Source organism: Streptomyces daliensis (genome assembly GCF_054782395.1).
The window spans coordinates 150,358-164,627 of sequence record NZ_BAAGSO010000058.1 but is presented as its reverse complement, the minus strand read 5'-3'; the positions used below and the strand labels follow the sequence as shown (position 1 = coordinate 164,627).

At 70.3% G+C, this 14,270-nt stretch carries 11 protein-coding genes and 1 tRNA gene; 2 read left to right on the top strand and 10 right to left on the bottom strand.

The features are described from left to right. The first annotated feature begins 7 nt into the window (after positions 1-7). A complete protein-coding gene (locus ACYVOO_RS13050) occupies positions 8-382 on the top strand; it encodes a chorismate mutase (protein WP_461015808.1) in 375 nt (124 codons plus the stop codon). Between the two features lie 40 nt (positions 383-422). On the opposite strand, the gene pyk is transcribed toward ACYVOO_RS13050, so the two are convergent. The 7 genes from pyk to ACYVOO_RS13015 form a co-directional block, all read right to left on the bottom strand. Further along, positions 423-1,862, bottom strand: a complete 1,440-nt coding sequence (gene pyk / locus ACYVOO_RS13045) for a pyruvate kinase (RefSeq protein WP_461015807.1) — start codon at positions 1,860-1,862, stop codon at positions 423-425. A gap of 187 nt (positions 1,863-2,049) precedes the next feature. Further along, entirely contained in the window at positions 2,050-2,757 is a 708-nt protein-coding gene (locus ACYVOO_RS13040; protein WP_461015806.1) for an SIMPL domain-containing protein, read from the bottom strand. 59 nt (positions 2,758-2,816) lie between these two features. Next, on the bottom strand, positions 2,817-4,361 hold the full coding sequence (locus ACYVOO_RS13035) for a lysine N(6)-hydroxylase/L-ornithine N(5)-oxygenase family protein (RefSeq protein ID WP_461015805.1): 1,545 nt from the start codon (positions 4,359-4,361) through the stop codon (positions 2,817-2,819). Continuing rightward, positions 4,358-5,926: a pyridoxal phosphate-dependent decarboxylase family protein gene (locus tag ACYVOO_RS13030; RefSeq protein WP_461015804.1), complete on the bottom strand. Its 1,569-nt coding sequence runs from the start codon at positions 5,924-5,926 to the stop codon at positions 4,358-4,360. Before ACYVOO_RS13030 ends, ACYVOO_RS13035 begins: the two co-directional genes overlap by 4 nt. 423 nt (positions 5,927-6,349) lie before the next feature. Further along, the gene (pepN, locus tag ACYVOO_RS13025) at positions 6,350-8,884 is read right to left on the bottom strand and encodes an aminopeptidase N (RefSeq protein WP_461015803.1); all 2,535 of its coding nucleotides are present in this window, start codon (positions 8,882-8,884) and stop codon (positions 6,350-6,352) included. Positions 8,885-8,946: 62 nt separating this feature from the next. Then, the gene (locus ACYVOO_RS13020) at positions 8,947-9,714 is read right to left on the bottom strand and encodes a helix-turn-helix domain-containing protein (protein ID WP_461015802.1); all 768 of its coding nucleotides are present in this window, start codon (positions 9,712-9,714) and stop codon (positions 8,947-8,949) included. 110 nt (positions 9,715-9,824) lie between these two features. Beyond that, a tRNA-Leu gene (locus ACYVOO_RS13015) sits at positions 9,825-9,897 on the bottom strand. 135 nt (positions 9,898-10,032) lie between these two features. Here ACYVOO_RS13015 and ACYVOO_RS13010 point away from each other — a divergent pair. Then, positions 10,033-10,680, top strand: coding sequence for an ANTAR domain-containing response regulator (locus tag ACYVOO_RS13010; RefSeq protein WP_461015897.1), 648 nt, complete (start codon positions 10,033-10,035; stop codon positions 10,678-10,680). 91 nt (positions 10,681-10,771) lie between these two features. Here ACYVOO_RS13010 and ACYVOO_RS13005 read toward each other — a convergent pair whose 3' ends face one another. Genes ACYVOO_RS13005 through ACYVOO_RS12995 form a run of 3 tightly spaced genes read right to left on the bottom strand, consistent with a single transcriptional unit; the run spans position 10,772 to position 14,267 of the window. Next, positions 10,772-11,488, bottom strand: a complete 717-nt coding sequence (locus tag ACYVOO_RS13005) for an ABC transporter ATP-binding protein (RefSeq protein WP_461015896.1) — start codon at positions 11,486-11,488, stop codon at positions 10,772-10,774. After that, positions 11,485-12,423: an ABC transporter ATP-binding protein gene (locus ACYVOO_RS13000; protein WP_461015801.1), complete on the bottom strand. Its 939-nt coding sequence runs from the start codon at positions 12,421-12,423 to the stop codon at positions 11,485-11,487. The genes ACYVOO_RS13005 and ACYVOO_RS13000 overlap by 4 nt, the downstream gene beginning before the upstream one ends. Before the next feature lie 5 nt (positions 12,424-12,428). Then, complete coding sequence (locus ACYVOO_RS12995) at positions 12,429-14,267, bottom strand: branched-chain amino acid ABC transporter permease (protein ID WP_461015800.1); 1,839 nt, start codon at positions 14,265-14,267, stop codon at positions 12,429-12,431. Between the last annotated feature and the right edge of the window lie 3 nt (positions 14,268-14,270).

Sequence of the window (14,270 nt, the reverse complement as noted above, 5' to 3'; positions counted from 1 at the left end):
CGAACCCATGGCGACGACGGACAGCGGAACGGACAGCGGAACGGGCAGCGCGGCGAACACGGCGGCGGATGCTACGGACACGACGGACGGAGTCGAGGAGGCCGTACGCGCCGAGCTGGGCGCCCTGCGCGACAGCATCGACAACATCGACGCGGCAGTCGTGCACATGCTCGCCGAGCGCTTCAAATGCACCCAGCGCGTCGGACAGCTCAAGGCGGACCACGCCCTGCCCCCCGCCGACCCCGCCCGCGAGGCCCGGCAGATCGCGCGGCTGCGCCAGCTCGCCGAGAGCGCCAAGCTGGACCCGGCCTTCGCGGAGAAGCTCCTCACCTTCATCATCGCCGAGGTGATCCGCCACCACGAGACGATCGCCCGCTCCTGACGGGAGCGCTTCGACCGGGCCAGGCCGGACCCGGGTCGGATCAGTGCTTCTTCGGGGCGTCGTCCTCACCGATGTGGTGCACCCGCACCAGGTTGGTGGAACCGGCCACACCGGGCGGCGAGCCCGCCGTGATGACGACCAGGTCACCCTTCTCGCAGCGCCCCAGCTTCAACAGGTGCTCGTCGACCTGGTCGACCATCTCGTCCGTCGACTGGACGGTGGGGCCGAGGAACGTCTCCACGCCCCACGTCAGGTTGAGCTGGGAGCGGGTGGCCGGGTCCGGGGTGAAAGCGAGCACCGGGATGGGGGAGCGGTAGCGCGACAGACGGCGCACGGTGTCGCCGGACTGCGTGAAGGCCACCAGGAACTTCGCGCCCAGGAAGTCGCCCATCTCCGCAGCGGCCCGCGCCACGGCCCCGCCCTGCGTCCGCGGCTTGCTGCGCTCGGTGAGCGGCGGGAGGCCCTTGGCGAGCATGTCGCCCTCGGCCGCCTCGACGATCCGGCCCATGGTCCGCACCGTCTCCACCGGGTACTTGCCCACGCTGGTCTCGCCCGAGAGCATCACCGCGTCCGTGCCGTCCATGACGGCGTTGGCGACGTCCGAGACCTCGGCGCGCGTCGGCCGGGACGCGTCGATCATCGAATCCAGCATCTGCGTGGCGACGATGACCGGCTTGGCGTTCCTCTTGCACAGCTTGACGGCGCGCTTCTGCACCAGCGGCACGGCCTCCAGCGGCATCTCGACGCCCAGATCACCGCGGGCGACCATGATCCCGTCGAAGGCGTCCACGATGGACTCCAGGTTCTGCACCGCCTGCGGCTTCTCCACCTTCGCGATGACGGGCAGCCGCACCCCTTCCTCCGCCATGACGCGGTGCACGTCCTTGACGTCGTGCCCGCTGCGCACGAACGAGAGCGCGATGACGTCGGCCCCCATGCGCAGCGCCCAGCGCAGGTCCTCGACGTCCTTCTCGGACAGCGCGGGCACGGAGACGGCGACACCGGGCAGGTTCAGGCCCTTGTGGTCGGAGACCATGCCGCCCTCGATGACCATCGTCCGGACGACGGGTCCCTCGACGGCGGTCACCTCCAGCGTGACCCGGCCGTCGTCGACGAGAATCCGTTCGCCGGGTGACACGTCGGCGGCGAGGCCCCCGTATGTGGTGCCGCAGCAGGTGCGGTCGCCCTCCATCTCCTCCACGGTGATGGAGAATTCATCACCGCGTTCAAGGAGTACGGGCCCCTCACGGAAACGGCCCAGCCGAATCTTCGGACCTTGAAGATCCGCGAGAATGCCGACGCTACGGCGCGCTTCCTCGGACGCGTGACGCACCCGGTGGAAGCGTTCCTCGTGCTCGGCGTGCGAGCCATGGCTCATGTTGAAGCGGGCCACGTCCATACCGGCGTCGACGAGCGCCTTGATCTGCTCGTACGAGTCGGTGGCCGGTCCCAGAGTGCTGACGATTTTTGCACGGCGCATGGTTTGAGCCTACGACTTACCCATGGGTAGAGAACTCATGTCTGATGACTCTCCAACGTCCTTTGCGTGAAAGGACATTGACAACTAATAAAGTGGGCAAGGGGTCGCTCTGATGAGCGCGAAGAAGGGCCCCGGAGGGCCCCAAGAGGGGCGGCACATTCCGCCCCACGCGCCTCACGCATCATGCTCAGAGCGCGGGGCGCGTCATGAGGAACCGCGCGTTGACCTCCGCGTACACGCTCTGCCGCTGCGGTTCCAGATCCAGCGCGGGCGCCGTCTCCGACGGCCCGGCGAACGCGGAACGCGCCATCCCCTGCCTGCCCTGGAACGGCGGCGGGGCGCCGTCCTCCGCGCCGATGTCGGCCAGCTCCACGAGCGCGGCCAGCTCGGCCCCCAGCGCCCCCGCGTACTCCCGCGCACGGGTCACCGCCTCGTGCACCGCCTGCTGCCGCGCCTCACGGTGCGCGGGCGAGTCGGGACGCAGCGCCCACCAGGGGCCGTCGACACGGGTCATCTCCTGCTCGGCCAGCAGCGTCGTCAGCTCGCCGAGCGCGGTGAAGTCGGCCACCGTCGCCGTGACGTGCACCCGGCCGCGGTACGTGCGCACGCGCTCGCGGCGGCCCTTCTCCGTCAGCTCGGGCGTGACGGAGAACGCCCCCGTCTCCAGCTTCTCGACGGCCTCCCCGTAGCCCTTGACCAACTCCAGCGTCCGCGCGTTGCGACGGGTGAGATCTTCGAGGGTGGCGCGCCTGTCGGTGCCGCGCGCGGTGACCGTGATCGCGAGACGGGCGATCTCCGGATCGAACTCCAGCCGGGCCTCACCCCGGACGGCCAGCCTCGGCGCGTCCGCCGTGCCGTACGGTACGTTCTCGCGCTCGCGCCCCTCAGTAGTCATGGGGGCACCCTCCCACGCCCGGTGCGCCCGGGGGACCCGGCCCGGGGACCCGGTCCCGGTCAAGGGGTGCGCAGGGGGCGGACCTGTGCCGGGGGGACCCCGTCGGGGAGCGGCGCCGACGCGGTGGAAGCCGCCACGTCGCGCAGGCCGAACGAGGTGAACGCGGTCCGGCGCGGCAGCCGGAAGTGCTCACGGCCCGTCACCGCGTTGAGGATCGTCGCACTCCGGTGCGCGGCGAGCCCCAGATCGGGCGCCCCCACCCCGTGCGTGTGCCGCTCCGCGTTCTGCACATAGACCGCTCCGGTCACCGACCGGTCGAGCACGAGCCGGTACCGCTCGTCCACCCGCGGCCGTTCCGACCCGTCGCGCCGGATGTACGGGTCCAGCGCCGCGAGCATCCCCTCGGCCGACCGCTCGCGGTAGCCCGTCGCCAGCACGACCGCGTCCGTCGTCAGCCGCGTGCGCTCGCCCTGCTCGGCGTGCTCAAGGTGCAGCTCCAGTTGCGTGGTACCGATGCGGCCCGCCGTCCGCACGGACACACCGGGCGTCAGCACCGCCTCCGGCCAGCCCCCGCCCACCGTGCGGTGGTACAGCTCGTCGTGGATCGCGGCGAGCGTCTCGTGGTCGACGGCCTTGTGCAACTGCCACTGCCGCGGCACGATCCGGTCCCGCACCTGCTCGGGCAGGGCATGGAAGTAGCGCGTGTAGTCGGGCGTGAAGTGCTCCAGGCCCAGCTTGCTGTACTCCATCGGCGCGAAGGCGCCCGAACGCGTCAGCCAGTGCAGCCCCTCACGCCCCGCCGGCCGGTGCCGCAGCAGGTCGAGGAAGACCTCGGCCCCGGACTGGCCCGAGCCGATCACCGTCACATGCCGCGCCCCGAGAAGCCGCTCGCGGTGCTCCAGATACTCGGCCGAGTGGATCACCGGGACCGTGGGCGTCTCCGCGAGCGGACGCAGCGGCTCGGGCACATACGGCGCCGTGCCGATGCCGAGCACCAGATTGCGCGCGTACGCGCGGCCCAGCGCCTCCGCCTCGCCGCCCGCGTCGAGCTGGGTGAAGTCCAGCTCGAACAGGGCCCGCTCCGGGTTCCAGCGCACCGCGTCCACCTGGTGCCCGAAGTGCAGCCCCGTGCCGCTCGCCACAGGCGCGGCGCCGTTGGCGGGGCCTTCGCCGGAGCCGCCGCGGGCCGCCAGGCCCTCGCTCACCCAGCGGCAGTACGCGTCGTACTCGGCGCGCTCGATGTGGAAGCGCTCGGAGAAGTAGAAGGGGAACAGCCGCTCCCGCTCCTTGAGGTAGTTCAGGAACGACCAGGGGCTCGCCGGATCGGCGAGGGTCACCAGGTCCGCGAGGAAGGGGACCTGGAGCGTCGCGCCCTCGATGAGGAGACCGGGGTGCCAGCGGAAGCCGGGGCGCTGGTCGTAGTGGGCCGTGCGCAGACCGGGGACGCCGTGCGCGAGCGCCGCGAGGGAGAGGTTGAAGGGCCCGATGCCGATCCCGGCGAGATCGAGCGGCGCGTCGCACCGCGTCGGGTTCGGGACGTCCGGGGGGCTGGGACGGTGCTGCTGGGATCCGTCGAGGGGGCCTGGGGAGGCGGGGGCCGTCATCGGGCTGGGTGTCCTTCCGCAGCGGCGTCGTGTACAAGCGTCAGCAGCCCGGCGAGATCACCGGACCGCACATGGGGGTTGAGGAGGGTGGCCTTGAGCCAGAGCCCGTCACCGGCGACGGCGCGCCCGAGCACGGCCCGCCCCCCGGCGAGCAGCCGACGACGGATCGCGGCCACCGCCTCGCCGTCCGCCCCGACGGGCCGGAAGAGCACCGTGGACAGCGCGGGCGCCGCGTACAGCTCGAACCGCGCGTCCGCCGCGACGAGTTCCGCGAACCGGCACGCCGCCTCACAGGTCCGCTCCACCAGCTCCGCCAGCCCCTCGCGGCCCAGCGCACGCAGCGTCACCGCGACCTTGAGGATGTCCGGGCGACGCGTCGTACGCAGCGAACGGCCCAGCAGATCGGGCAGGCCCGCCTCGGTGTCGTCGTCGGCGTTGAGATAGTCGGCGCGGTGGTCCAGCGGGCTCAGCGAACGGCCGTCCGGCACCAGGAACAGCCCGGCGGCGACGGGCTGCCAGCCCAGCTTGTGCAGATCGAAGGTCACGCTGTCGGCCTGCTCCAGGCCCGCGAGCCGGGGACGCAGCCGCTCGCTGAACAGGAGCGGCCCGCCGTAGGCCGCGTCCACGTGCAGCAGCGCGCCGTACTGCCGCGCGAGGGGAGCCAGCTCGGCCAGCGGATCGATGTCCCCGGTGTCGGTCGTGCCCGCCGTGGCCACCACGAGCGCGGGCTCCTCCAGCGACACGAGCACCTTCTCCAGCGCGCCGGGCTCCAGCACGCCACGCGGCGTCGGGACGACCACCGGCGCGGGCAGGCCCAGCAGCCAAGCAGCCCGGTGGACGCTGTGGTGCGCGTTCGCGCCGCAAACGACGCGGACACGCCCGTCCGCCGCGCGTTCCCGGGCGAGCAGCACACCGAGCTGATTGGACTCCGTCCCCCCGGTGGTCACCAACGCGTCGGGCCGCCCCGGCCAGTCGTGGGTGTCGTGGGCTCCGTGGGTGTCGTGCGGGGCGTGTCCGTTGCGGCGGCCGGACGTGACCGGCGCCTCCGGTCCGCCGAGTGACGCGTCGTCGCCGGGCTCGCGGTGCACGGGCCCGACGTGACGGTCGTGACGGTCACACCCGCCGCCATCGCCGTAGACGAGGGCGGCCAGCGCACGGCACGTCAGCGCCTCCAGCTCCGACGCGGCGGGCGCCTGGTCCCACGAGTCCATCGACGGATTGAGCGCGCCCGCCGCCAGATCGGCCGCCGTCGCCACGGCGAGCGGCGGACAGTGCAGATGGGCGGCACAGCGCGGATCGGCCGGATCGGCGGCCCCCTCGGCAAGCAGCCGCACAAGATCGCGCAGCGCCGCAGGGCCACCCGTGCCGCGCTCGGGAATGCCCGCACCGAGCCCCTCGCGCACCCGCTCGGCGACCCGCTCGGGGCCACCGGCCGGCAGCGGGCCGTCGCGCTCGGCGGCACCCTCGAAGAGCGCGTCCAGCACGGTGTCGGTCAACGGCCGCAGCGCGGCGGGTCCTTCGGTGCCGCCCGCGAGCAGGCAGGGGTCGGCGGCGTACGCAGGCATGGGGAGGGCTCTTTCGGATCGTTCGGCGGCGCGGGCGAACCGGCGGTTAGGTGGGCCTAACTTATGCTTGTCCGTCCGGCTTTCGTACCGATCTCACCCGTTCTTCGCCCGAAGGGGGTACGACTGCCCCGAACAGCACCCCCCTCTCTGCTACGGCCCGCGCCCCGTGCGCCACCCCCCCCGCCGCTGACCTCGCCCGCGCCGCACCCGGGCCCCGGGCCGGGCCCGCCGCTGACGGTGCGGCCTCGACCCGCCCCGGCCCCCAGTCCAGCCGTTCGACCTGAGCATCTGGACACCCGTCCCGGACGTGAGCCGCGCCCCCTCCCGACGCCCCCACCGCCCTGGCCCGACACCCCCGCCCCGCAGCCCTACTCGGTCCGGCACCCCCTCCCCACCCGCCACCCCGCAACCGTCAGCCCCGGATCAGAGCGCCCCGCGCACCCTCAACGCCCGGCGCAGATCATCGAGCTGGTCCGCCAGTTGGCGCCGCAACGCAGGCGTCGGCCCCTCACCCGCCAGACACTCCTCACCCGCACGCAACGTCCCCACCTCCACCGACGCACGCGGGAACGCGTACCGCCCCGCCGCCTCAGCCATCGACTCACCACGCCGCCGCGCCAACTCCACCACCTCCACGAAATACCGCCCCGCGAACTCCTCCAGCAGCCCCGCCTGCTCCGGCTGCCAGAACCCCTGAGCCGTCGCCGTGAACAAATAGTTCGACAACGCCTCCGACTCCGAGACCTCCCCGAACATCGCCCGCCACGCCGCCGCCTTCGCCCCCGGATCCGGCAGCGCCGCCCGGCAACGGGCCGCCCCCTCCTCACCCGTCGCACTCGGATCCGCCACCAGCGCGGCCTCCACATCCTCCGCACCCGCCGTCCCCAGCACACACAGCCGCAACAACAACCGCCACCGCAACTCCGCATCCAGCTCCGGACCACCCGGCACCGCACCCGACGCCCACCACACACCCAGCTCATCCGCCGACGTCGCACTCTCGATGAAGTGCCGCACCGCCGTCAGCCGCAACCCCGCACCCGCCGCATCCGCAGCCCCCGCCGTCGCCTCCAGCACCACCCGGCACGTCTCCGCCACCACGTCCAGCGCCTCACCGCGCCGCTCCGCCGCCACAAAACGATCCGCCACCTGCGCCCGCGCGAACGTCAGCACACTCTGCACCACCGCGTTGTCCGACTCCGACGGCAAATGCGCCCGCATCGTCTCCAGATACGCCCACGGCGACAGCTCACCGTCCCGCACCATGTCCCGCGCCGCGTTCCACACCACCGCCCGCGACAACGCGTCCGGCAGACCCGACAACGCCTCCCGCGCCGTCGCCCACGACCCCTCGTCCAGCCGCACCTTCACATACGACAGATCACCGTCGTTCAACAGCACCAGGTCAGGACGCGACCCATCCGCCACCACCGACGACTGACCACTGTCATGCGGCACATCCCGCTCCAGCCGCTCCCGCAGCACCAGCCGACCCCCACCACCCGGCACCCGGTCGTACAACCCCAACGCCAGCCGGTGCGGACGGCTCCCCGCATGCCGCACATCCACATACCACTGGCCCTCCGTCTCCGCGACCTGCGGCGTCAGCGCGTCCACCCCCGTCGTCCGCAGCCACCGCTCCGCCCAGCCGTGCACATCCCGGTCCGAGGCCCGCGCCAGCGAATCGATGAAATCCGCCAGCGTCGCGTTCCCGAAACGATGCCGCGCGAAATGATCGTTGATCCCCGCCAGGAACGTCTTCTCCCCGAGCCACGCCACCAACTGCCGCAGCGCCGAAGCCCCCTTCGCGTACGAGATCCCGTCGAAGTTCAACCGCGCCGCCGCCGTGTCCGGCACCGCATCCGGATCCGGCGCCACCGGATGCGTCGAAGGACGCTGATCCGCGTCATAACCCCAGCTCTTGCGCGCGATCGCGAAATCCGTCCACGTATCCGTGAAACGCGTCGCCTCACTCAGCGTCTGATACCCCATGTACTCCGCGAACGACTCGTTCAGCCAGATGTCGTCCCACCAGCGCAGCGTCACCAGATCCCCGAACCACATGTGCGCCATCTCGTGCGCGATCACCATCCCGCGCGTCTGACGCTCCGTGTCCGTCACCGCCGAACGGAACACGAACTCGTCCCGGAACGTCACCAGCCCCGGATTCTCCATCGCCCCCGCGTTGAACTCCGGCACGAACGCCTGGTCATACGAATCAAACGGATACGGCTCATCGAAAATCTCGTGATACCGGTCGAAACAACGCCGCGTGATGTCCAGCAACTCCTCCGCGTCAGCATCCAGATACGGCGCCAGCGACCGCCGCACATGCAACCCGAACGGCAGCCCCGCATGCTCCGTACGCACCGAGTGGTACGGGCCCGCAGCCACCGCGAACAGATACGTACTGATCGGCTGCGTCGGCGCACACACCCACCGGCCCTCACCCACACGCTCCGTCACCCCGTTGCCCAGCACCGTCCACTCCATCGGCGCCGTCACCGAAACCCGGAACTCCGCCTTCAGATCCGGCTGGTCGAAACACGCGAACACCAGCGGCGCATCCGACATACAGCACTGCGTGTACAGATACGCCAGCCCGTCCACCGGATCCGTGAACCGGTGCATCCCCTCACCGACACGCGAATACGGCATCTCCGCCTCGACCGCCAGCTCGTGCTCCCCCTCGGCCAGCCCTCGCAGCGGCAACCGCCCCTCAGCCAGCGCCCCCACGTCCAGCTCGACGCCGTCCAGCACAGCACTCGACAACGTGACGGGCCGCAGCTCGACGAACGTGTCCGTGCCCGCCTCCCGCACCGTGAAGCGGATACGCGTCGTCGAACCGAAGACCTCCTCGCCGCGTGTCAGGTCGAGATCGACCGCGTACTGCTGAACCTGGAGCAGCCGGGCACGTGTCTGCGCTTCAGAGCGCGTCAATACGGACATGCGCGCCATGGTGCCCCACCCCGGGACCCCGCGCACCGCTGTTGCCCGCCCCGCCTCCCCGGACCCCCGGCTCACCACTTCGGCCCCACATGCACATCCATGAGCGCCACGGACTCACGCCGGGCCACCGAGACGTTGTAGTCATCGCCGCCGCGCCGCGTGTAACGCCACTCCACCCCGACCCTGTCGAGCGTGGCGCCGCACAGACGCAGCAGGTCCCCGGACTTGTTGGTGAAGAAGTACCGCGGATACTCGTACCGCTTCGCCCGCCCGCCGACGATCCGCGTCGTCCAGTTGGTGATCCGACAGCCGTCGGAGTGCACCAGACCCCGTAACAGCCCCCACGGCTCGGCCTCCACGATCTCTTCCTGCCACGGCGCGAGGACGATGGGGCGCTCGTGCTTCTTGCCTGGACCGTGCTGGGGGAAGAGGCAGGGCCAGTGGTTGCTGTAGGCCGTCACCGCTTTGCAGCCCGGGTGCTGGGAGCGCGAGACGCGGTTGTCGGGGCGGACCGCACGCATGGCGTGCTCGCACTCGTCGATCAGACCGGGCCAGGCGTCGGCACAGGCGATGCGCAGGGAGTAGGTGCGGCCCAGGCGGCTGATGCAGCCGTCACCGAGATAGAGCCCGAGCAGATAGGCGTAGGCGGCGGGGTCGTCGGGCAGCCGGGGAAGGCCCATGCACCGTGGGCAGTCGGACGGCGCCTGTAAGGGTTCGAGCCGGGTCTGCCAGGAGCGGAGCGCCGCCCTGGAGATGCCGGTGTGCTTGCTGACCGCGTTGAGGCTCCGGCCCTGGGCCACGAGCGAGAGCGCGTGTTTCCGCGTAGCGATGTCGTACATGAGTACGAGTGTGAGTGCGGCAACAGGTGAACGGGGAAAATCGAAGGCTTGTTCCCTGGAAGGGGTGAACCCCCGCGAAGTCGCTTGCAACCTTCGATTCGAAGGAAAAGTACCCCGGGTCGGATTCGAACCGACACTGTATGGGTTTTGAAGCCATGGCCTCTACCGTTGGGCTACCGGGGCCAGCCTGTGGAATCGAAGGTTTACGACCACCTGCCGTGCGACCACTTTACAGGAGGTGGGTAGGCTCGATGCTCCCACCGTGCGGAAACGAGGAGCCCAGTGAGCACCGCGGACGTCCCCGAGCCCAATACCGACGTGACCGAGGCCGACGAGGCCCCCGAGACCGCTGCCGCGGAGGCCAGTGCGCATGTGCCTCCGTTGACCACGCGGGTCGTGCTCGCCGAGGACGAGGCCCTGATCCGGATGGATCTCAAAGAGATGCTGGAGGAGGAGGGCTACACCGTCGTCGGGGAGGCGGGGGACGGGCAGACGGCGATCGAGCTGGCCCGTGAGCACCGCCCTGACCTGTGCATCCTCGATGTGAAGATGCCGGTGCTCGACGGCATCTCCGCCGCCGAGAAGATCGCGGAGGAGAGTATCGCGCCGGTGCTGATGCTGACCGCGTTCTCGCAGCGTGAGCTGGTGGAGCGGGCCAGGGACGCGGGGGCGATGGCGTATCTGGTGAAGCCGTTCAGCAAGAGTGATGTGGTTCCGGCCATCGAGATGGCGGTGTCGCGGTTCACGGAGCTGAAGGCGCTGGAGCAGGAGGTCGCGGATCTCTCGCAGCGGCTGGAGACGCGGAAGCTGGTGGACCGGGCGAAGAGTGTGCTCCAGACCCAGTACGGGTTGGCGGAGCCTGCCGCGTTCCGGTGGATCCAGAAGACGTCGATGGACCGCAGGCTCTCGATGCAGCAGGTCGCGGAGGCTGTGCTGGCGGATGCCGAGGAGAAGAAGCAGAAGTAGTGAGCGTGTGCCGAGGGCCCGCCCGGACATTCCGGGCGGGCCCTCGGTGTTGTGCGGCCCCGCGTCACGCGTCACGCGTCGCGGAAGGGCGTCAGTCCTCGCCGAGGTACGCCTTGCGTACGGATTCGTCGTGCAGGAGTTCCTGGCCGGTGCCGGAGAGGGCGATGGTGCCGATCTCCATGACGTGGCCGTGGTCGGCGAGGGAGAGGGCCGCCTGGGCGTTCTGCTCGACGAGCAGGATCGTCGTGCCCTGGGACTTCAGCTCGGTGATGGTCTCCATGATCTTCTGCATCATGATCGGGGAGAGCCCCATGGAGGGCTCGTCGAGCATGAGGAGCTTCGGGCGGGACATCAGGGCGCGGCCCATGGCGAGCATCTGCTGTTCGCCGCCGGAGAGGGTTCCGGCGGCCTGGCGGCGGCGTTCTCCGAGGATGGGGAACAGTTCGTAGGCGCGGTTGATGTCCTGTTGGATGCCCGGGGTGTCCTTGCGGAGGAAGGCTCCGAGCTGGAGGTTCTCCTCGATGGTGAGCCGGGGGAAGATACGGCGGCCTTCGGGGGAGTGGGCGAGTCCCATGGCGACGATCTTGTGGGCGCCGACGCCGTTGAGGGGTTCGCCGTTGAAGACGATCTTTCCGGCGAGGGGCTTGAGCAGGCCTGAGAGGGTGCGCAGGGTGGTGGTCTTGCCCGCGCCGTTGGTGCCGATGAGGGTGACGACCTGTCCGGCTTCGACGTTGAACGAGATGCCTTTGACGGCTTCGATCTTGCCGTAGGCGACGCGTAGGTCTTCGACTTCGAGCAGTGGCATCAGTCCTTGCCCCCTTCCTCTGAATCGTTGCGCCCGCGTCCGGTCGCCGTGTCGCTGCCCCCGGGCGCTGCCGTGGCGGCTTGTTCCGCTGCCTGGACCTCGGCGGCTTCTTCGGCGCCGGGGGCGCCTTCGAAGGGGGTGCCGAGGTAGGCGGCGACGACGCGGTCGTCGTTCTGGACCTGTTCGGGGCTGCCCTCGACGAGTTTTTGGCCCTGTACGAGGACGGCGACGCGGTCGCAGAGGTTGAAGATGAACCGCATGTCGTGCTCGATGACGAGGACGGCGGTGCCCTGTTCGCGTACGGCGAGGACGAGGTCGCGGGTGGCGCTGGTCTCGCTGGCGGTCATGCCCGCTGTGGGTTCGTCGAGCAGGAGCAGGCCGGGTTCGCTGGCGAGGGCGCGGGCGATCTCCAGCTTGCGTTGTTCGCCGTAGGGGAGGTTGCGGGCGAGGTGTTCGCGTTTGGCGGTGAGGCCGGTGAACTCGAGGAGTTCCATGGCGCGTTCCTCGGATTCGCGTTCGGCTTTCTTGAAGCCGGGTCCGCGCAGGAGTGCGGACCAGAGTCCTTCGCGGGTGCGGGTGTGGCGTCCTACGAGGACGTTTTCCAGGACCGTCATGTTGGCGAAGAGGCGGATGTTCTGGAAGGTGCGGGCGATGCCTGCCTGGGTGACCAGGTGGGAGCGGTGCGGCAGCACTTTGCCCTTGTAGGAGACGGTTCCCTCGGTGGGGACGTAGAGGCCGGTGAGGCAGTTGAAGAAGGTGGTCTTGCCGGCGCCGTTGGGTCCGATGAGTCCGAGGATCTCGCCGCTGCCGACGGTGAGGTCGACGTTCTGGACCGCGGTGAGTCCGCCGAAGCGCATGGTGACGCCGGAGGCTTCCAGTACGGGGCTGCCGTCCGCCGGTGTGGTGCCGGGGGTTGTGGTCGTGGTTGTGGTGGTCATCTGTCTCATGCCCCCGTCTTGCTGAGGCCGGGTGTGCCCTTGGGCACGTCGAGCTGTCCTGTGTCGTGGAATTCGAGCTGCTTGCGCCGGTCGGCGATGAGGCCCTCGGGGCGGAAGCGCATGAGGAGGACGAGTGCGAGGCCGAAGAGCAGCAGTTGGTAGTCGCCGATGAACTGGAGCTTGGCGGGGATGAGGTAGAGCAGTGAGGCGCCGATGAGGGGTCCGGAGACGGTGCCCATGCCGCCGAGGATGACGGCGGCGAGGAGGAAGGCGGAGTTGGGCGGGACGACCTCGACGAACTGGTACTGCTCGGGTGTGACGGACGAGGTGACGTGTGCCTGTACGGTGCCTGCCATTCCGGCGAGGGTGGCGCCGAGTGCGAAGGCGATGAGCTTGACGCGGAAGCCGTTGATGCCCATGGCGCGGGCTGCGGTCTCGTCTTCGCGGACGGCGACCCAGGCGCGGCCGATGCGGGAGCGGTCGGCGCGCCGGAAGACGGTGACGACGATGATCGTGAAGATCAGCATCAGCAGGTAGTAGTTGGCGAAGGGGCCGAGTTCGAAGCCGAGGACGGTGTGGTCCTCGCCGAGGTTGAAGCCGAAGATCTCCAGGTCGGGGATGTTGGCGATGCCGTTGGCTCCGTTGGTGACGGAGGGTCCTGAGGAGCCGTCGAGGTTTTCCATGACGATGCGGAAGATCTCGCCGAAGCCGAGGGTGACGATGGCGAGGTAGTCGCCGCGGAGCCGCAGGGTGGGGGCGCCGATGAGGACGCCGAAGACGAGTGAGGCTCCGGCGCCGGTGAGGACGGCGGCCCAGAAGGGGAATTGGACGCCGAGTACGGAGGTCTCGGAGCCGGAGACGAGGGCCGCGGCGTAGGCGCCGACGCCGAGGAAGGCGACGTAGCCGAGGTCGAGGAGTCCGGCGAGGCCGACGACGACGTTCAGGCCGAGGGCGACGGTGGCGAAGATGAGGATGTTGGCGGCGACGGAGGTGTACTGGTCGCTGCTCTGGGTGAAGGGGAAGCAGGCGGCGGCGACGAAGGCGGCCGTGAGGGAGATGGTGCGGTGTTTGCCGGTGAGTCCTGCGAGGCGTCGGGTGAGTCCGGCTCTGCCGAGCGCGGGTGCGGCGAAGCCGACGAGGACGAGGTAGCCGACGAAGAGTTCGCCGTACGAGGTGTCGATGCCGTAGGTGAACAGGTAGAGGCCGGCGCCGAAGGAGACGGCGATGACGAGGATCTCGGCCCAGCCGGGGAGTTCCTTGGCGGGGGTGGGCGCGGGTGCTTTGAAGGAGTGCAGCAGCCGCTGCCAGGGGTTGGGCCGCTCCTGTCCCGGGAGGGGTTCGTAGGGGGTGTCGGCGGGGAGTCCGAGGGCTCCGGCGACGGTGGTGAGGGTGGCGAGTACGGCGACCCACATGCCGGGTTCGAAGTTGACGATTCCGCCGAGGGTGCCGGTGATGGCGCCCGCCGTGTACCAGGTGGTGCCGAGGGTGCCGAGGGCGAGGAGGAGTACGGGGCTGTGGGTGCCGCCGGGGGTGAGCCAGCGCAGTCCGCGGACTCGGTAGGCGCCGGAGAGGAGGAAGAGGAGGGTGAGGACGGAGCCGACGAGGGTGAGGAGCTGGAGGTCCACGGGCGAGCCGTAGTAGGTGAGGTCGCCGGGGAATTCGGCGGTCCAGGTCCAGGCGAGCATGGTGCTCGCGAAGGTGGCGGCGGCTCCGGCCGCTGTGATGAGGCGTGCCGCGCCTGCGGGGAGCGGGAGTGCGCCCGGTGTGGTGCGGTCGCTGGTGGTGGTTTTGGCCGTGTCGGGGCCGTCGGGCTCTGCGGGGGTGGTGGGGTCGGTGGCCGTCATGCG